Raw genomic sequence first — 18,140 nt, forward strand, 5'->3', positions numbered from 1 at the left:
GTGTTTCATTCCTCAATTCTTCGCTACGACGGATTCGTCCGTCGTGGTCGGGCTCGGCTCCCGCCACGCAACGGCGAGGCCATTGGCGTAGCGAAGGTCGATCCGCGCAATTTTGTCGCTCTCCTGCGCCAGCTCTTGCTGGTAGATGGCAGTGAAGCGCCGCATTTTTTCGATTATCTGATCCCTTCCCAGTAGCAGCTCGACGCCCTGCCCGGTCGTCACAAACCAGCTGCCTCGTGCTCGCAGCTCCAGACGAGCAATGGAGAAACCGAGTGGCCGCAGCATCTGGCTGAGCACCTGGTACTGCTGCATCACCCGCTGCTGGGCCCGCTTCGGACCATACAACTGCGGCAAGTGTTCATACCGAGCCAAGTTGTCCGGGGCGAAGGCCTGACCGTTATTGTTCAACAGCGATTCGTCGCCCCAGCGAGCAATGGGCAACTGCTCGTCAAGACGCACCATGACCTCGTCTGGCCAGATTCGGCGCGCTTCGACATGGGCTATCCACGGCATCTGTTCAAGGTCGCGACGCAAAGCGTCGAGATCAACCTTAAAGAAACTGGCTTCGACAAACGGCGCCATGCGCGCCTGCACCGCTTGCTGATCGACGTAGGTCAGTTCGCCCCGAACGCTTACCTTGGCAATCGGCCGATCGGCATAGGGCGCGAGATAGTCACCCAACTGGTAAAGCCCCACAGCCAGCCCCACAAGCAATACCGGCCACAGTGCACGCTTGAGCGAACCCAGGCTCGGCCGCGGCAAGCGCGCCGAAAGCGGCTCGCGCTGCACCAGGCGGCTCGCACCCCGCTGTACCGGCTTGCGCGAGGTGCGGCCGGTGACGGGTTGAGAGTGACGCAGCGTGGTGATCATCGATCAGTTCTCCGTCGCCAGGCTGGCGTCCAGAATTGCAAGTACCAGCTGCTGGAAATCCAACCCTGCGGCCCGCGCAGCCATCGGCACCAGGCTGTGATCGGTCATGCCCGGTACGGTATTGACTTCCAGTAGCCAGAAAGCCCCCGTGTCATCCTGCATCACATCGACACGCGCCCAGCCCTGGATACCCACTGCTTCGCAGGCGCGAGCGGACAAGTCCTTCAGCTCCTGTTCTTTGGCCGCATCCAGGCCGCAAGGGATCCGGTACTGGGTGTCATTGGCGACATACTTCGCGTCGTAGTCGTAGAAGGTGTGCGGCGTACCCAGACCAATCGGTGGGAGCACCGTGCCGCGCAGAGTGGCGATAGTGAACTCCGGCCCCTGGATCCATTGCTCGACCAGCACCTGCGAGTCGTATGCACTCGCGCCGCGCCAGGCAGCGATAAGTTCAGCGACACCGCCGACCTTCGCCATGCCGATGCTCGAGCCCTCATGCGCCGGTTTGACGATCAGCGGAAAACCCAGACTCTCGGCCGCGGCCCGACAATCGGCCTCGCTGGCCAGCACGGCATGCCGCGGGGTCGGCAGACCTAGGCTCTGCCACACCTGCTTAGTGCGCAGCTTGTCCATGGCCAGGGCCGATGCAAGGATGCCGCTCCCGGTATAAGGAATTCCGGCGCACTCGAGCAAGCCTTGCATGCTGCCGTCTTCACCGCCACGCCCATGCAGCACGATAAAGGCGCGATCAATGCGTTCGCTGCTCAGCCGAACCAACAAATTATCGTCAACGTCGATGCCGAACGCGTCGACACCGGCCGATTGCAGAGCAGCGAGCACTGCCGCTCCAGACTTCAGCGACACCTCGCGCTCGGCACTCTTGCCACCGTAGAGCACGGCGACCCGGCCGAACGTTCGGGGGTCACGGGTCGATTGCAGGGCCGTCATTCGCTCTTCCTCGTGGCGCTTGCAGCGCCAGCAAACAGGGGACTGTTGATGAGTTGCGGGGCCAACCCGCCTATGTCGCCGGCGCCCTGACAAAGCAAAATGTCGCCCGGACGCAGCAGTGGTTTGACCAACGGAGCCAAGTCGACACCGCGCTCGATGTAGATCGGGTCGAGTTGGCCGCGCTGGCGGATGCTGTGGCAAAGATGGCGGCTGTCGGCGCCAGGAATAGGTTCCTCGCCGGCTGGATACACCTCCATCACGAGCAACACGTTCGCGTCGTTTAGCACCTGCACGAAGTCGTCGTAGAGATCACGCGTCCGGCTGAAGCGGTGCGGCTGATAGACCATGACCAAGCGACGCTCGGGCCATCCGCCCCGGACGGCCTGGATCACGGCGGCCACTTCACGCGGGTGATGGCCGTAATCGTCGACGAGCATCACACTGCCGTCTTCGACTGGTAACTCACCATAAACCTGGAAACGCCGGCCGACACCACCAAACTGAGACAAGCCCTGGACGATCGCCTCGTCGTCGATGCCCTCGTCAGTGGCAATCGCGATAGTTGCCAGGGCGTTGAGCACATTATGGTTGCCGGGCATGTTGACCGACACATCGAGCGCGTCGAAGCCGTCCCGCAGCACCGTGAAATAGGTGCGCATCCCTTCCTGACGAACATTTATCGCCCTGACATCAGCATCTTCATGCATGCCGTACGTAGTGATAGGGCGTCCCACCTGTGGAATGATTTCGCGCACTACCGGGTCGTCGACACACAGCACCGCCAGCCCGTAGAACGGAAGGTTGTGCAAGAATTCGACGAACGTCTTCTTTAGCTTGCCGAAGTCACCGCCATAGGTGCTCATGTGGTCGGCATCGATGTTGGTGACGACAGCGACCATCGGCTGCAAATGCAGGAAACTGGCGTCGCTTTCGTCGGCCTCGGCAATCAGATACCGGCTGGAACCCAGCTGGGCATTGGTGCCAGCCGCGGTCAGGCGGCCGCCGATCACAAAGGTTGGATCCAGCCCACCCGCAGCAAACACAGAAGCCAGCAAGCTGGTTGTAGTGGTCTTGCCATGGGTACCTGCTACGGCAATGCCATGGCGATAGCGCATCAGCTCGGCGAGCATCTCGGCACGCGGCACGACTGGTATTCGCTGCTCGAGCGCAAAGGCCACTTCCGGATTGGAAGCGTTGACCGCGCTGGAAACCACCAGTACATCAGCCCCAGCGACGTTCCCAGCCTGGTGGCCGATGAAAATGTGCGCGCCGAAATTCTGCAGGCGCTCGGTGCTCGCCGAGGTTTTGAGATCCGAACCGGAAACGTCGTAACCGAGGTTCAGCAGCACTTCGGCGATGCCGCACATGCCAACGCCACCCACTCCGACGAAGTGAATCCGGCGGATGCGGCGCATGCGCCGTACTTCGGCTTTGACCGCAGCTGGGGACTTAGCCATGCGCCACCTCCAGACAGATATCGACGACGGTTCGGGTGGCGTCCGGCCGAGCCAGGCGACGTGCCGTGGCTCCCATGGCCTTGAGTTTTTCCGGCTGCATCATTACCTCGGTCAACTGCGCGGCCAGTGCGGCAGCATCGGTTTTTGCTTGGGGAAGAAGAACGGCGGCGCCTTCCTTCGCCAGATATTCGGCGTTACGGGTCTGGTGGTCGTCGATCGCGTGGGGCAGTGGCACCAGAAACGAAGGCAGCCCGGCAGCTGCCAGCTCGCACACCGTCAGCGCGCCGGAGCGGCAGATCACCAGGTCGGCCCAGGCATAAGCCCGCGCCATATCTTTTATGAACGGGGCGACCTCAGCGTCGACGCCTGCCGCGACATAGCGCTCCTGAGTAATCTCAGCGTGCTGCTTGCCCGCCTGATGGAAGACCTCAGGACGCAGCTTGCTAGGCAACTGGGCGAGCGCCTCCGGCAAAAGCTTGTTCAGCGGTTCAGCACCCAGGCTGCCGCCTAGGACCAGCAGCCGTGGGCGGCGGCCAAGCAACGTCTGTCTCGGCGTCTCGAGAAACAGCTCATTGCGCACGGGATTACCAGTAGTGCGGCGCTTCGAGCTTGCGCTGAATGTATTCGGAAACGCCTCGCAGACGCGCTGCGCAAACGGCACCAGACTGCGATTGGCAGTTCCGGCGACAGCGTTCTGCTCGTGGATCACCAAGGGGACCCCTGCCAACCTAGCGGCCAACCCACCCGGGCCGGTCACGTAGCCACCAAGCCCAAGCACACAAACCGGTCGGAGTTCACGGATCACGCGCCGCGCCTGACCAAGCGAGCGCAGCAGTTGGAACGGCGCCTTGAGCAGAGATCCCAGTCCCTTGCCACGCAATCCGCTTACCTGAATCAGGTGTAGCGGCAGTCCAGCAGCAGGAACCACTTCGTTTTCGATGCCTCGCGGCGTGCCAAGCCAGTGCACGCTATAGCCACGGCTCTGGAACTCGTGAGCGCAGGCCAACGCCGGGAATACATGCCCCCCGGTTCCGCCCGCCATGATCAAAACATTACCGCCCATACGCGGCCCCCTTGCTCTGGGGTGCAGGCGCCTCGGCAAAATCCTCTTCGCTGAACTCGGCATCTTCGCTGCCCAGCACCGTGCGGCTTTCCCACTCAATGCGCAGCAGCAAGGCCATGCTGGCGCAGGTCACCACCAGCGAGCTGCCGCCATAACTCAGGAACGGCAAGGTCAGACCTTTGGTCGGCAACAGCCCGATATTCACGCCAACGTTGATCAGGAACTGACCGAGCCAGAGGAACGCAACGCCCCAGGCGATATAAGCAGCGAAGAACTGCCGCGCCCGCTCGGCCGCAAGCCCGATGTACAAGGCGCGAACACCAACGAAAGCGAACAGCAGGATGGTCAGCAGCGCGCCCACCATGCCCAGCTCTTCGGCAAGCACGGAAAAGACGAAATCGGTATGCGCCTCAGGCAGATAGAACTGCTTCTGCACGCTGTTGCCAAGACCAACACCCAGCCATTCACCACGCCCAAATGCGATCAAGGCCTGCGTCAGCTGGTAGCCCGCACCGTACTGATCGGCCCAGGGGTCGGTGAAGGTAATCAACCGCTGCAGTCGGTACTCCTGCGTCTGTACCAGAACGAACACCGCGCCGACTGCGAGCATAACCAGCAGGCTGAATCGAACCAGGCCGACGCCCCCGAGGAACAGCATGGCAACCGCCGCGCCCATCATCACCACGGTTGCACCAAAATCCGGCTCAAGCAGAAGCAGCATGGCCATGGGAAGCAAAACCAGAAACGGCTTGAGAAAGCCCCATAGGCTTTCGCGCACCTCTTGTTGGCGGCGCACCAGATAACCGGCCAGGTAAACCACGACGAACAGCTTGGCCAATTCCGACGGCTGTACGTTGAATGCGCCGAAACCGATCCAGCGCATGGAACCGTTCACCTCGCGACCGATGCCTGGAATCAACACCAGAATCAACAGCACAAATGCACCGATCAGCAGCATCCAGTCCAACCGCTGCCAAGCTGAGAGGGGCACCAACAGAACCAGGGCTGCGGCGCCAAGTCCGAGCAGGACGTACACCAGATGGCGGATCATGTAATACATGGGATTGCCGGCATTCACCGCCGCGACTTCGGAGGACGCGGAAGTGATCATGACCAAGCCAAGGCCCAACAAAGCCAGGCAGCCTGCGAGCATAGGGAAGTCGAGGTCCAGTCCGCGACGGCTGAACAGGGGCGAAGGCGCACTACGCATGAATGCGAGCATCAGCTGAGCGCCCCCACCGCGGCGGCGAACTGACGTCCGCGATCTTCGAAATTCTCGAACATGTCGAGGCTGGCACAGGCTGGCGACAGTAGGACCGCATCGCCGGGCTGGGCCAGCTTGGCGGCCAGCTCTACAGCGTCATGGAGTGTCTGGACGCGGTGGATGGGTGCAGCCCCTTCAAGCGCAGCCGCGAGCAGCTGCGCATCGCGCCCCAGCAAAACGACCGCACGGCATTGATGCGAGACCGGACTGTGCAAGGCCGAAAAATCGGCACCCTTGCCATCGCCACCGGCGATGAGCACCAACTCACCCGTGATGTCGCTACCCAGCCCATCGATTGCGGCCAGAGCAGCTCCGACGTTAGTCGCCTTCGAGTCGTCGTAGTAAGTAACGCCTTTGCGTTTTCCGACCCATTGGCAGCGATGGGCCAGCCCGCCGAAGTTTCGCAGGGTCGTGAGCATCGGCTCGAACGGGAGGCCGACAGCGTGGCCGAGAGCCAAGGCCGCCAGCGCATTGGACTGGTTATGAGCCCCACGCATCTTCAATTGGTTGGCCGGCATCAGGGCATCGAACTGGAAGGCGAGATACTTTTCGCCATTTTCTTCGAACAACCCGAAGCCCTTGAAATCAGGCTTGCCGAGTCCGAAGGACCAGGTGGGTAGATCATCTGCAATCAACGGCCGACTGAGGCGATCATCACGGTTGATCACAACCTGACGTGCACCACGGAATATACGATGCTTGGCCTGGTGGTAGGCCGGCAGCCCGTCATAGCGATCCATGTGGTCTTCGCTGATATTCAGGCAGGTTGCGACCTCGGCATTTAGCTGGTCGGTGGTTTCCAACTGGAAGCTCGACAGTTCCAACACGTAGAGCTCGACATCGTCATTGAGCAGATCCAGAGCTGGCGTACCCAGGTTCCCTCCCACAGCCACCTTGCGACCGGCCGCAATAGCCATTTCGCCAACCAGGCTGGTCACCGTGCTTTTCGCGTTCGATCCGGTGATAGCCACGATTGGCGCCTTGGCTTCGCGCGCGAACAGTTCGATGTCACCGGACAGCTTCACCCCGTTGGCCGCGGCGGCCTGCAACGCCGGCGTGCTGATCGGCAGGCCCGGACTGACCAACAGCTCGCTGGCGCGGCTGAGGAACTGCGGATCGAGCTCGCCACAACGAACCTCGACATTGGGATACTGCGCTTGCAGAGTGGCAAGCTCCGGTGGGTTCGCACGCGTATCAGCGACGGCAAACGGCACACCACGGCTGGCCAGATGGCGAACCAAGGACATGCCGCTCTTGCCGAGGCCTACAACGATGCGGAACTGATCGGAAGCGATGAGCACTCTTTATTACCTCAATTTCAGCGTGGCGAGACCGACCAGCACCAGGATCACCGTGATGATCCAGAAGCGCACGATCACTCGGGGCTCTGGCCAGCCCTTGAGCTCGAAATGGTGATGAATCGGCGCCATGCGGAACACGCGCTTACCGGTCAGCTTGAACGAGGCGACCTGGATCATCACCGACAGGGTTTCCATCACGAAGACCCCGCCCATGATGAACAGCACCACCTCCTGCCGGACGATCACGGCAATGGTGCCCAAGGCCGCGCCAAGCGCGAGGGCGCCCACATCGCCCATGAACACCTGCGCTGGATAGGTGTTGAACCAGAGAAAGCCGAGCCCGGCGCCGATCAGCGCACCACAGAACACAATCAGCTCACCGGCTCCCGGGATGTATGGAATCAGTAGGTAATCGGCGAAATTCACGTTGCCCGACAGGTAGCAGAAGATGCCCAGACCACCACCAACCATCACCGTCGGCATGATCGCCAGGCCGTCCAGCCCATCGGTGAGGTTTACCGCATTGCTTGAGCCGACGATGACGAAATAGGTCAGCACGATGAAGCCGATCCCCAGCGGGATCTCGATGTTTTTCAGCAGCGGCAGTATCAAGGTGGTTTCGACCGGGGTCTGTGCGGTCATATAAAGGAAGATCGCAGCGCCGACACCGAAAACCGACTGCCAGAAGTATTTCCAGCGACTCGGGAGACCGCGAGAATTCTTCTCGATCACCTTGCGGTAGTCGTCAACCCAACCTATCGCGCCAAACAACAAGGTCACAGCCAGCACTACCCAAACATAGCGATTAGACAGATCGGCCCAGAGCAATGTGCTAATGGCGATCGCGCTGAGGATCAGTGCCCCGCCCATGGTTGGCGTGCCGGATTTCGACAGATGCGTTTGTGGCCCATCAGTGCGTACCGCCTGGCCGATTTGGCGCAGCTGAAGCGTACGGATCAGCCAGGGTCCCAACCACAGCGACAGGACCAGCGCGGTCAGTACGCCAAGAATTCCACGCAGGGATAGGTATTGAAAGACCGCGAAGCCCGTGTGGAACTGTTGCAGGTACTCAGCGAGTAGCAGCAGCATTAATGTTTCTCCATGCCGGAAGCGGAAAGCGCTGCGACGACTTTGTCCATCGCAGCGCTCCGTGATCCCTTGATCAAAATGGTGGTCGCATTGCCTTGCTCCAGTCGCAAAGACTCGATCAGGCTCTGCTGATCGGAGAAATGGCGTGCGCCATGGCCGAAGGCATCGACGGCGTACTTCATTAGCGGCCCGACCGCAAATAAGGTGTCCACTTTGCCTACGGCATAACAGCCGACTTCTCGGTGGCCCTGCTCGGCCCACGAGCCCAGCTCACCCATGTCACCCAGTACCAGTACTGTGCGTCCGGTAAACCCCGCCAGCACGTCAATAGCTGCGCAGACGGATGCCGGATTGGCGTTGTAGGTGTCGTCTATGAGGCGAACGCCATTAGTCAGCATCTGCGCCACGCCTCGCCCTTTCACTGGCTGCAGACTCTCGAGCCCGGCGACGATGTGTTCCTGCGAAACGCCCATCGCACTGGCGGCCGCGGCTGCGGCCAAGGCATTGGCTACGCTGTGGCGTCCGAGCAAATTCAGCTGGACGCGCACCGACCCAGCCGGTCCAGTCAGTACGAAATTGGGGCAGCCGCGAAGGTCGTAGGCAATCGAAGCGGGGTGGATGTCGGCCAGCGGACTCGTTAACGCAAAGCTCACGACGTGCTTGCCTGCTATTCGGCGTTCCCAAACTGAAAAGGCGCGGTCGTCTCGATTGAGCACGGCAACGCCATTTGGGCCGAGGCCATCGAGAATCTCGCCCTTGGCCTCGACGATTTTCTCCGGACCACCAAACTCGCCAACATGAGCCGTGCCCGCGTTGGTAATCAAGCTGACATCTGGCCGAGTCAGGCTGACGGTATAGGCAATTTCGCCGACACGTGAAGCGCCTAGCTCAATCACCGCAGCCTTGTGCTGTGCGCCCAATTCCAGGAGCGTGAGCGGTGCGCCCAGATCGTTATTTAGATTGCCGCGGGTGGCGAGAACCGCATCGTCGCCATAGGCAGCGCGTAGGATGCTGGCAAGCAGTTCCTTGACGCTGGTCTTGCCACTGGAGCCGGTAATGGCCGCGACCGGGCCGTTGAACGCGTTGCGGTTCAATGCGCCCAGCTGGCCTAGAGCGATACGGCTATCGGCAACAACAAGCTGAGGCAACGAAACCTCTGGTACATGGCGCTCAACCAGCGCGGCGACGGCGCCCTTGGCCGCAACTTCTGCAAGGTAGGTATGGCCGTCGAAGCGAGGCCCGGTGAGCGCAATGAAAAGCTGTCCAGGCTCGATCGCGCGGCTGTCGGTGCTGACAGAGCTAAACGCTGCATCGGCATTGATCAACTTGGCTGACAACGGCTCGACCAGAGCACTAAGACGCTTGGCTTCAAGCATGAGAGCCCCTCCAGGCAGCCAGGGCCGTCGAGGCCTGTTCGAGATCGGAGAATGGCAGGCGCTCGCCTTTTATTTCCTGGTAGTCCTCATGCCCCTTGCCGGCCAGCAGCACCACGTCGTCAATACCGCTGCTTTCAATACAGTGGGCAATGGCTGAGGCGCGCCCCGGCACAAATAGGGCTTGTTCGGGTGCGCTGAAACCTGCACGAATCTCATCGAGGATCTGTAACGGATCTTCATTACGCGGGTTGTCATCGGTGACCGTGACGTGGTCTGCCAAACGCTCGGCTACCTGAGCCATCAGCGTGCGCTTGCCACGGTCGCGGTCGCCACCGCAGCCGAACAGACACAACAACTTACCGCGGGTATGCGGGCGTAGGGCGCCAAGCACCTTTTCCAGCGCATCGGGCGTATGGGCATAATCGACCACGACCAACGGGCGATCACCGCCACCTAGCCGCTGCATTCGACCGGCAGGGCCGTCTACTTCCCGCAGCGCCACGAGAATTTCGTCTAGCGAATAATCCATTCCCAGCAAAGCGCCTACTGCAGCGAGCACATTGCTGACGTTAAACCGACCGAGCAGAGGGCTACGCAGCGAACGTTCACCCTGGGGCGTCACCAAGCGTGCGTGGATTCCGCTATCGTCTAGCCGCGCTTCGGGGCAGTACAGATAAGCCGACGCATCTTCAAGACTGTACGTGATCAGTCGTGAATCAGCGTGCTGTGCCGCGAGCGAACGGCCCAGGGTGTCGTCCAGATTAATCACCCGACAGCTGAGCCCGGGCATGGTGAACAACCGCGCCTTGACCTCACCGTAGGCCTCCATGGAGCCGTGATAATCAAGATGATCTCGTGAAAGATTGGTAAACACAGCCACATCGAACGCCAGGGCGGCAACACGTCCCTGCGCCAGGCCATGCGAGGACACCTCCATCGCAACGGCGCGCGCGCCCTGTTTCCTCAGGCTCGCCAGGTTGGCCTGTACGCCGATCGCATCAGGCGTGGTGTGCTGACCGAGGACCAACTCTCCGTGAAAGCCGGTACCGAGGGTGCCGATGATCCCGCAACGCTCACCCAAGCGGTCCAGAGCTTGGGCAATCAGGTAGGTCACGCTGGTCTTGCCATTGGTCCCGGTAACGCCGACCAGGTGCAGGCTGCGGCTTGGCTCGCCATAGAATCGCCCTGCGATTGCCGATAGCTGCCCCGCCAGGTTGCGAACCGGCACCAACTCGGCGCTTGCCGCAGTCATTTTCGCAGCACCTTCGGCTTCGTAAGCGATAGCAGCTGCGCCGTGGGCAATCGCATCTGCAATGTGCACGCGGCCGTCTTGCTGGTATCCGGGCACAGCCAGAAACAAATCGCCCGGACGGACCTTGCGGCTGTCCAGCGTCAGCTCTCGAATGAGGGTATCGCTGGCAGCTTGAGGCAGTAACTGATTCAGCGGCATCGGCATCAGATACGCCCTCCCTTGCTCTTGTCAGCGTCGGCGGTTTTGACGTCTTCGGGCGGTAAGTTGTCAGGAGCAACATTCATCAGGCGCAGCGCGCCGGACATCACACGACTGAACACCGGGGCCGAAACCAGTCCCCCGTAATAGCCGCTCTTGCTGGGCTCATCGATGACCACTGCGATGGCAATACGCGGATCACTCATGGGCCCGAAACCCGCAAACATCGAACGGTAGGCATTTTCCTGATAACCCCGACTGTCGGTCGAAGCTTTGCGCGCGGTACCGCTCTTGCCAGCTACGTGATAACCCGGCACTTGGGCGCGGAACACGCCACGCGGGGCCTCGATGACCTCCTGCAGCATGCCTTGGAGCGTTTTCGCGACCTCCGGCGACACCACCTCTACGCCTTCCGGCTTGTGATCGACCCTGGTCAATGACATCGGCACCAAGCGGCCATCGTTGGCTAGCGCGCCATAGGCGTGAGCCAATTGCACAGCGGTTACCGACAGGCCATAACCATATGAAAGCGTGGCAGTTTCGGCCTGGCGCCATTCACGATGTGTTGGAAGATTGCCGACTCGCTCGCCAGGGAAGCCCAAACCGGTGTCTTGTCCAAAACCGATCTTGCGCATGACCTCATGAATCGCAGCGCCGCCGATATCAAAAGCAACCTTGCTCATACCGACGTTGGAAGAATTAATGAGGATGCCCGTCAGGCTAAGCTCACGGCCTTCGGTTCTGGACACGTCGCGGATCGTGTAGCGACCGATGCGCAGCGAACCTGGCCAAACCTCAACCAGGTCGCTGGGCTTCCACCGGCCCGTTTCAAGGGCCGCGCTCATGGAGATGGGTTTCATCGTCGAACCCGGTTCAAACAGGTCCGTCATTGCTCGGTTACGCATCGCCGCTGGCTGCAGATTCCGGCGATTGTTCGGGTTATAGGTCGGCTGATTGACCATGGCCAACACTTCGCCCGTTTTCACGTCGAGCACGACCAAGCTGCCGGCTTTTGCGCCGAACTCCAGCAAAGCGTTACGCAGCTCGCGATGCGCCAGATACTGCAGGCGCAGATCAAGGGACAGCGCAAGCGCCTTGCCGGCCTTGGCATTCTTTACGACCTGAACATCTTTGATCAAACGGCCACGACGGTCCTTGAGCACCTGTCGCTTGCCTGGAACACCGGCCAACCACTCGTTATAGGCCAGTTCCATGCCTTCACGACCGTGGTCGTCGATATCAGTAAAACCAACCACATGAGCGGCCACTTCGCCAGCGGGGTAGAAACGGCGAAACTCTTCTTGCGCGTAAACGCCCGGTATCTCCATATCCAGAACTCGCTGCCCCTGCTCAGGTGTCAGGCCGCGCACCAAGTACATGAATTCTCGCTCGGCCTGATCCTTGAGGCGCTGATGCAGCCCAGCAGGGTCCTGCCCCAGCGCCTCAGCCAGTTCGGGCCAGCGGGCCTGTGCACTTTGCATTTCGCGCGGGTTCGCCCAAAGCGTGGTGACCGGAGTACTCACCGCCAGGGGCTCTCCATGACGATCAGTCATGAGGCCACGGTGTGCTGGGATTGGAATATGCCGCACGCTGCGCGCATCTCCCTGCCCTTTTAGAAACCCCTGATCCAGCACTTGCAAGTCGACAATCCGCCATGCAATGGCCCCTACCATCAATGTCAGCAGAGCGAGCACGATGCGAAAACGCCATGGATAGAGCGCGCCCTGGAGTTTCATGGCGCCACCAACCTGACAGCGTCCGCTTCAGGAATGTGCATCTTCAACTGCTCGGAAGCCAAGGTCTCGATGCGGCTGTGAGCAGTCCAAGTGCTCTGCTCAAGTATCAGGCGGCCCCATTCAGCCTGCGCCTTGTCACGCACACTGAGTTCGCCGTACAGCTCGTTGAGCAACTGGCGGTTCCAGTGCGCGCTATAGGCGACAGCAATCGCCGACATCAGCACGGCAATAAACAACACCAGCATCAGCAGGCTGCCGTGGGGCATGGCGCGGCGCAGCTGATTCACCGCAACTTCTCCGCCACACGCATCACTGCACTGCGCGAACGGGGGTTCGCCTTGACCTCTTCGGCGGACGCGTATTGCGGTTTGCCCAGCAGCTTCAGGCGCGGCACGAATTTTTCAGGGATGATCGGGAGGTCGCGCGGCAAGGTATCGGCCTCGCCTTTCGCATGCCGGCGCATGAACTGTTTGACGATGCGGTCTTCCAGCGAGTGAAAGCTGATAACGACCAGCCGGCCGCCGACGTCCAGCGCTTCAAGAGCGGCTTCAAGCCCAGCTTCCAGGTCGCCAAGCTCGTTATTGATAAAAATGCGCAGTCCCTGAAAGGCGCGTGTCGCTGGGTTCTTGCCTTTCTCCCAAGCGGGATTGGCCACCGTCAACACTTGGGCGAGATCCGCCGTACGCTCGAAAGGCTGCACAGCCCGACGCTGTACCACGGCGCGGGCCATGCGCTTGGCAAAGCGCTCCTCACCGTACTCCCTGAACACTCGGGCGATATCGTCTTCGTTGGCCGTTGCGATCCACTGAGCGGCGCTGACCCCCCGACTCGGGTCCATGCGCATGTCCAATGGGCCATCATGCAGAAAGCTGAAACCGCGCTCGGGGTCGTCCAGCTGCGGCGAAGACACGCCAAGATCTAGCAACACACCGCTCAATGTGCCAGTCCAGCCGCGCTGCGCGAGCTCTGCGCCAAGCTCGGCAAAACTTCTCTGCACAACGACAAAGCGGCCATCCTCGGCCGCCAGTGCTTGCCCCGTAGCGATTGCTAGCGGGTCTTTATCGAATCCTAGCAAACAGCCATCAGGCCCAAGCTGCCGCAACAGCAGACGGCTATGCCCGCCGCGCCCAAAGGTCCCGTCCAGATAGCGGCCATCCGGGCGCACGGCGAGTGCCGCGACGGCCTCGTCGAGCAAAACGGTCACATGGTTATAGCTGCTGGTCTGGCTCACAGGATTAGATCACGCAATTCTTCCGGCAAAGCACCGGGTTGTTTGATGGCCGCCAGGTCCGCATCTGCTTGCGCGTTCCAGTCGTCCTCGTTCCACAAGCTGAACTTGTTCAGCTGACCGACCAGCATGGCCCGCTTGTCCAGACCGGCGTATTCGCGCAAACGCGGTGGCACCAGGACGCGACCATTACCATCCATCTCAAGATCGACCGCATTACCGATGAGCAAGCGCTGCAGCCGGCGACTTTCTTCTCTAAGAGAGGGCAGCTCGCGCAACTTGGCTTCGATCTGCTCCCACTCCGGCAATGGGTAAATTCCGAGACAACGGTCGACGGCATCAATGGTGATGATCAACTGCCCCTCGCAACGCGAAACGAGCTCGTCACGATACCGGCTGGGCATGGCTAGCCGGCCTTTGGCATCGAGACTGATGGCGTTTGCTCCGCGAAACACGGTTGCGCTTCCCCTGATTTAGCTTTCCATGCCCATAAATACCCACTTCGTTCCACTTTCTACCACTTGTGCGCACTATAGAAATGCAGCAGCCCCACCGTCAAGGTACGCCTGACGGGAAAAACCCTTATGTGACGGGAATTTAGCAACCGAAACGGAGATAAACGGTAAACCGGAAGGGATAGCTGATAGAGATATGCAGCAAACGCAGAAACCTGCACTTCGAAGTTAAAGTACTTTGTGAAGAGCAAGAATTTTTTGGACTAAGACAGGCGGGATATTTCAAGAAAAGTCGGAGAGTCGATCTGTAAGCCGGGTTCTGTCGAGGACAGTCATTCCTCTACGACAGCCATCACTGACTGCCTCTAGCAACCTACCCGGATCCAGCGCGGGCCACGCCAATGGATCCCTATTTGGTCTTGCTCCAAGTGGGGTTTACCTAGCCACGGACTGTTGCCAGCCGCGCGGTGCGCTCTTACCGCACCTTTTCACCCTTACCGGCGCCGAAACGCTTAGGCGGTTATTTTCTGTGGCACTTTCCGTAGGCTCACGCCTCCCAGGCGTTACCTGGCACTTCGCCCTATGGAGCCCGGACTTTCCTCCCTCCCTTCTTGCGGAACAAAAAGAGACAGCGACTGCCCGATCGACTCTCCGGCGGCCAGGGTACTTGTCTACGCCGACACCCGCAAGCTTGATAGTTGGCCGCCTTAGCATCAGAAGCTCTCGAACTGGCCACCCGGTGCACTTACTGACTGGCACCCTTTTCTTGCAAGGCCAGCTGATAAAGCAGGTTCTTTCTGACTCCAGTAATTTCCGAAGCAAGCGCCGCGGCTCGCTTGACCGGTAGCTCAGCCAAGAGCAGATCCAAAATCCGGCGCGCATCTACATCGACCGCCTCGTCTTCATTCGGCGCTTGCCAGCCCCCCACTACAAGCACGCACTCGCCGCGCTGCTGATTGGCATCGGACTCTACCCAAGCGCGCAATGCACCCAAAGGAAGGTCTTTCAGCGTCTCGAACGTCTTGGTCAACTCCCGCCCCAACACCGCAGGTCGATCGGACCCGAACACTGATTCGAGGTCGCCAAGCGCAGCAAGAATACGATGCGGCGCCTCGTAGAAGATCAACGTACGCGGCTCAGCCCGAAGATGCTCCAGGCGAGCAAGGCGTGCAGCCTGCTTAGCAGGCAGAAACCCCTCAAAGATAAAGCGATCGGACGGCAGCCCGGCAGCGCAGAGCGCAGCAATAAGCGCACACGCACCGGGCAGCGGAACGACCCGGATACCCGCGGCGCGGGAATACCTGACGAGGTGGTAACCCGGGTCGGATATCAAGGGTGTGCCAGCATCGGAGATCAAGGCCACATCTTCGCCAGCCAACAGTCGCCGGATGAAACGCCCTCCCTCGCCTCGCTCGTTATGCTCATGACATGCAGCCAAGGGTGTGGTGATGCCAAAGTGCTGCAGCAGGCGAGATGAATGCCGGGTATCTTCCGCCGCAATCAGTGCGACCTCGGATAACACGCGCAAAGCCCGCGCGCTTATATCTTCGAGATTGCCGATAGGTGTGGCGACGACATAGAGCGTTCCCGCCGCGGAATTCACATCATCTGTCGCAGTCACAAGGCTTACCTCAGTCACTAAAACGCGCATTGTAGCCCGTTTACGGGCCGCGACATCGCGACCCCACCAACGCTTGGGTACAATCCACCGACACCCGCCAGCGCCTTTTCAGGAATGAACACATGACGGCCCGCTTTCGCCCGCTAATCTTCTTATGCATTGCTGCCTTGCTGTCGGCCTGCGCCAGCTCGCCATCCTCCACCCTCGGTGAACTGCCTCGCACCCCACAGGCATCGACGCAACAACTGCTGAAAGATGCCGATGCCAGCGATCCAGGCAAGGCTGCGTTGCTGCGGCTGTCAGCAGCCGACCAGAGCATCCAGCACGACAACCTGACCCAAGCGCGACAGATACTGGAACAAGTCGCCATTGATCAGTTGATGCCAGCGCAGCAGATGTTCGCCAAAACGCTGGAAGCCGAGCTGGCCCTGGCCGCTGGGAAGCCCGAAAGCGCGCTCCAGGCGTTACAGCATCCAGCCTTTGAACGTCTCGCAGAACTCCCTGTAGAGCAACAACTTCGCACCCAACTGGCTCGCGCCGAGGCGTTCGAAGCAAACAACCAGCCGCTCGATGCAGCGCGCGAGCGCACCTTCATCGCGCCCCTACTTAGCGGTGAAGCGGCTGAGCACAATCACGAGACGATCTGGTCTCTGGTCTCGAATCTCGCGCCGGAGCAACTGCAACAGACCGCCGACACCGACCTCGCAGGATGGATATCGCTGGCTACCGCCGTCAAACAGGCCGGCACGCTCGTCCAGCAAAAACGCGCCATCGAGGCCTGGCAGCAGCAAAACCCAAATCACCCAGCCGCACGGCGCCTGCCTGACCCGCTGCTAAAGCTCAAGCAGCTGGCAGACAAACCCTTATCGCACGTAGCGCTTCTGCTGCCTATGGAAGGGCCGCTGGCCAGCGTTGCACGCGCCTTGCGCGACGGATTCCTAGCAGCCCATCTTGCAGGGCAACAGGACCTGAAAATCGAACTGTTCGACAGCACCCGCCTGTCTTCTCTAGACGACTTTTACCGGCAAGCGTCTGCCTCGGGTGTTGAGTTGGTGATCGGCCCATTGGAAAAGGATATGGTCCGCCAACTGGCCGATCGCGAACAGCTACCCATTACCACCCTGGCCCTGAACTACAGCGATGCGAACCAACAGGTGCCGCCGCAACTGTTCCAGTTCGGGCTGGCGGCAGAAGACGAAGCTCGTGAAGTCGCGCGCCGCGCCTGGACCGATGGGCACCGCCGCGCAGTGGCTCTGACGCCTCGCGGCGACTGGGGCAATCGGGTGTTTGAAGCTTTCCGCCAGGAATGGCAGACGCTAGGTGGCACAGTGGTTGCCGCTGAACCCCTGGCCGAACCCATCGAGCTGGCAAACCAGATTGCCGATATGCTGCAGATACGCAGTAACGGAGGCAGCGACGAGTCGCAGCCATCGCGTCGCCAAGATATTGATTTCCTGTTTCTTGCCGCCACGCCGCAACAGGCGCAACAAGTCAAACCCACCCTGATTTTCCAGTACGCCGGCGACCTCCCCGTCTACGCGACTTCGCACCTACATGCCGCCACAGATAACCGCACGCAATACCTGGATCTCGAAGGCATTCGCTTCACCGAAACCCCCTGGCTGCTCGATCCGCAATTGCCCCTGCGCCAGGAGATCGAGCGCAAGTGGCCGCAAGCCCGGGGCAGCCTAGGCAGGCTGTATGCCATGGGTGCCGATGCCTACCAGTTGGCGCCGCGCCTGAATCAGCTTCTTGCGTTACCTGACACACAGATTGATGGCCTTTCGGGGACGCTCAGCCTAACTCCGCAGCAGCGGATCGAACGGCGCTTGCCGTGGGCCGAGTTCCGGGACGGGGAAGTCCAGCCGCTCCCGGATATTCCAGATTGATAGCGACCAGCAAACAGCTCAGCGGAAAGCGCGCAGAAGATTTTTCATTGCAGCACCTCCAGGCGCACGGGCTACGCCTGCTCTGCCGCAACTGGAGCTGTCGCAGTGGCGAGCTTGATCTGGTCATGCTCGATGGCGATACAGTAGTATTCGTCGAGGTTCGGTACAGGCGCCATGCCGCATGGGGCGGCGCACTCGAGAGCGTAGACCTGCGCAAACAGCAGAAGCTGATCAAGGCGGCCCAGCTGTTCCTACTAAAGGAGAGTCGCTGGGCAAAACAACCCTGTCGCTTCGATGTCGTTGCCATAGACTCGACCGAGAGCGGAGCGAAGCCCTGCTGGATTCGAAATGCCTTCGATAGCTGAAAACGCGCCATGCGAGTTTCGCAGCATC

At 60.5% G+C, this 18,140-nt stretch carries 16 protein-coding genes and 1 other RNA gene; 2 read left to right on the top strand and 15 right to left on the bottom strand.

Features of this window, described 5'->3' with window-relative positions:
- Positions 1-12 precede the first annotated feature (12 nt).
- The 15 genes from ACQKEK_RS05260 to rsmI form a co-directional block, all read right to left on the bottom strand.
- Positions 13-870, bottom strand: a complete 858-nt coding sequence (locus ACQKEK_RS05260) for a cell division protein FtsQ/DivIB (protein ID WP_499141419.1) — start codon at positions 868-870, stop codon at positions 13-15.
- A 3-nt stretch (positions 871-873) separates the two neighbouring features.
- On the bottom strand, positions 874-1,818 hold the full coding sequence (locus tag ACQKEK_RS05265) for a D-alanine--D-alanine ligase (RefSeq protein WP_499141420.1): 945 nt from the start codon (positions 1,816-1,818) through the stop codon (positions 874-876).
- Complete coding sequence (gene murC, locus ACQKEK_RS05270; protein ID WP_045424848.1) at positions 1,815-3,275, bottom strand: UDP-N-acetylmuramate--L-alanine ligase; 1,461 nt, start codon at positions 3,273-3,275, stop codon at positions 1,815-1,817. Before murC ends, ACQKEK_RS05265 begins: the two co-directional genes overlap by 4 nt.
- On the bottom strand, positions 3,268-4,338 hold the full coding sequence (gene murG, locus ACQKEK_RS05275; RefSeq protein ID WP_499141421.1) for an undecaprenyldiphospho-muramoylpentapeptide beta-N-acetylglucosaminyltransferase: 1,071 nt from the start codon (positions 4,336-4,338) through the stop codon (positions 3,268-3,270). The genes murC and murG overlap by 8 nt, the downstream gene beginning before the upstream one ends.
- Positions 4,328-5,560: a putative lipid II flippase FtsW gene (gene ftsW / locus ACQKEK_RS05280; protein ID WP_499141422.1), complete on the bottom strand. Its 1,233-nt coding sequence runs from the start codon at positions 5,558-5,560 to the stop codon at positions 4,328-4,330. The genes murG and ftsW overlap by 11 nt, the downstream gene beginning before the upstream one ends.
- The gene (gene murD / locus ACQKEK_RS05285; protein ID WP_499141423.1) at positions 5,560-6,903 is read right to left on the bottom strand and encodes a UDP-N-acetylmuramoyl-L-alanine--D-glutamate ligase; all 1,344 of its coding nucleotides are present in this window, start codon (positions 6,901-6,903) and stop codon (positions 5,560-5,562) included. The genes ftsW and murD overlap by 1 nt, the downstream gene beginning before the upstream one ends.
- A gap of 6 nt (positions 6,904-6,909) precedes the next feature.
- On the bottom strand, positions 6,910-7,992 hold the full coding sequence (mraY, locus tag ACQKEK_RS05290; protein ID WP_045424838.1) for a phospho-N-acetylmuramoyl-pentapeptide-transferase: 1,083 nt from the start codon (positions 7,990-7,992) through the stop codon (positions 6,910-6,912).
- Complete coding sequence (locus ACQKEK_RS05295; protein WP_499141425.1) at positions 7,992-9,368, bottom strand: UDP-N-acetylmuramoyl-tripeptide--D-alanyl-D-alanine ligase; 1,377 nt, start codon at positions 9,366-9,368, stop codon at positions 7,992-7,994. Before ACQKEK_RS05295 ends, mraY begins: the two co-directional genes overlap by 1 nt.
- Complete coding sequence (locus ACQKEK_RS05300; RefSeq protein ID WP_499141426.1) at positions 9,361-10,824, bottom strand: UDP-N-acetylmuramoyl-L-alanyl-D-glutamate--2,6-diaminopimelate ligase; 1,464 nt, start codon at positions 10,822-10,824, stop codon at positions 9,361-9,363. Before ACQKEK_RS05300 ends, ACQKEK_RS05295 begins: the two co-directional genes overlap by 8 nt.
- Positions 10,824-12,554, bottom strand: a complete 1,731-nt coding sequence (locus ACQKEK_RS05305; protein WP_499141428.1) for a peptidoglycan D,D-transpeptidase FtsI family protein — start codon at positions 12,552-12,554, stop codon at positions 10,824-10,826. Before ACQKEK_RS05305 ends, ACQKEK_RS05300 begins: the two co-directional genes overlap by 1 nt.
- Entirely contained in the window at positions 12,551-12,820 is a 270-nt protein-coding gene (gene ftsL, locus ACQKEK_RS05310; protein WP_499142206.1) for a cell division protein FtsL, read from the bottom strand. The genes ACQKEK_RS05305 and ftsL overlap by 4 nt, the downstream gene beginning before the upstream one ends.
- Before the next feature lie 17 nt (positions 12,821-12,837).
- A complete protein-coding gene (rsmH, locus tag ACQKEK_RS05315) occupies positions 12,838-13,785 on the bottom strand; it encodes a 16S rRNA (cytosine(1402)-N(4))-methyltransferase RsmH (protein WP_128120017.1) in 948 nt (315 codons plus the stop codon).
- Positions 13,782-14,237 carry a division/cell wall cluster transcriptional repressor MraZ gene (gene mraZ / locus ACQKEK_RS05320; RefSeq protein ID WP_046164246.1) on the bottom strand — a complete coding sequence of 152 codons (456 nt, stop codon included), beginning with the start codon at positions 14,235-14,237 and terminating at the stop codon, positions 13,782-13,784. The genes rsmH and mraZ overlap by 4 nt, the downstream gene beginning before the upstream one ends.
- Positions 14,238-14,529: 292 nt before the next feature.
- Positions 14,530-14,888: RNase P RNA component class A (gene rnpB, locus ACQKEK_RS05325), an RNA gene on the bottom strand.
- Positions 14,889-14,982: 94 nt separating this feature from the next.
- Complete coding sequence (gene rsmI, locus ACQKEK_RS05330) at positions 14,983-15,888, bottom strand: 16S rRNA (cytidine(1402)-2'-O)-methyltransferase (protein WP_413818149.1); 906 nt, start codon at positions 15,886-15,888, stop codon at positions 14,983-14,985.
- Positions 15,889-15,980: 92 nt separating this feature from the next.
- Here rsmI and ACQKEK_RS05335 point away from each other — a divergent pair, with 92 nt between their 5' ends.
- Together ACQKEK_RS05335 and ACQKEK_RS05340 are read left to right on the top strand one after the other, a co-directional pair.
- On the top strand, positions 15,981-17,747 hold the full coding sequence (locus ACQKEK_RS05335) for a penicillin-binding protein activator (RefSeq protein ID WP_499141431.1): 1,767 nt from the start codon (positions 15,981-15,983) through the stop codon (positions 17,745-17,747).
- A complete protein-coding gene (locus tag ACQKEK_RS05340; protein WP_499141433.1) occupies positions 17,744-18,112 on the top strand; it encodes a YraN family protein in 369 nt (122 codons plus the stop codon). The genes ACQKEK_RS05335 and ACQKEK_RS05340 overlap by 4 nt, the downstream gene beginning before the upstream one ends.
- Positions 18,113-18,140 lie beyond the last annotated feature (28 nt).

The sequence above is a fragment of the Pseudomonas sp. NPDC077408 genome (assembly GCF_050269105.1).
In the GTDB taxonomy this organism is placed as follows: Bacteria; Pseudomonadota; Gammaproteobacteria; order Pseudomonadales; family Pseudomonadaceae; genus Stutzerimonas.

What these genes read in the sequence shown, in the direction of transcription:
- rsmI (WP_413818149.1), bottom strand. Translation starts at nt 15,888, where the DNA reads ATGCGCGTTTTAGTGACTGAGGTAAGCCTTGTGACTGCGACAGATGAT.
- ACQKEK_RS05265 (WP_499141420.1), bottom strand. Translation starts at nt 1,818, where the DNA reads ATGACGGCCCTGCAATCGACCCGTGACCCCCGAACGTTCGGCCGGGTC.
- murG (WP_499141421.1), bottom strand. Translation starts at nt 4,338, where the DNA reads ATGGGCGGTAATGTTTTGATCATGGCGGGCGGAACCGGGGGGCATGTA.
- ACQKEK_RS05335 (WP_499141431.1), top strand. Translation starts at nt 15,981, where the DNA reads ATGACGGCCCGCTTTCGCCCGCTAATCTTCTTATGCATTGCTGCCTTG.
- murC (WP_045424848.1), bottom strand. Translation starts at nt 3,275, where the DNA reads ATGGCTAAGTCCCCAGCTGCGGTCAAAGCCGAAGTACGGCGCATGCGC.
- ACQKEK_RS05295 (WP_499141425.1), bottom strand. Translation starts at nt 9,368, where the DNA reads ATGCTTGAAGCCAAGCGTCTTAGTGCTCTGGTCGAGCCGTTGTCAGCC.
- ftsW (WP_499141422.1), bottom strand. Translation starts at nt 5,560, where the DNA reads ATGCTCGCATTCATGCGTAGTGCGCCTTCGCCCCTGTTCAGCCGTCGC.
- ACQKEK_RS05300 (WP_499141426.1), bottom strand. Translation starts at nt 10,824, where the DNA reads ATGCCGATGCCGCTGAATCAGTTACTGCCTCAAGCTGCCAGCGATACC.
- ftsL (WP_499142206.1), bottom strand. Translation starts at nt 12,820, where the DNA reads ATGCCCCACGGCAGCCTGCTGATGCTGGTGTTGTTTATTGCCGTGCTG.
- ACQKEK_RS05260 (WP_499141419.1), bottom strand. Translation starts at nt 870, where the DNA reads ATGATCACCACGCTGCGTCACTCTCAACCCGTCACCGGCCGCACCTCG.
- ACQKEK_RS05305 (WP_499141428.1), bottom strand. Translation starts at nt 12,554, where the DNA reads ATGAAACTCCAGGGCGCGCTCTATCCATGGCGTTTTCGCATCGTGCTC.
- mraY (WP_045424838.1), bottom strand. Translation starts at nt 7,992, where the DNA reads ATGCTGCTGCTACTCGCTGAGTACCTGCAACAGTTCCACACGGGCTTC.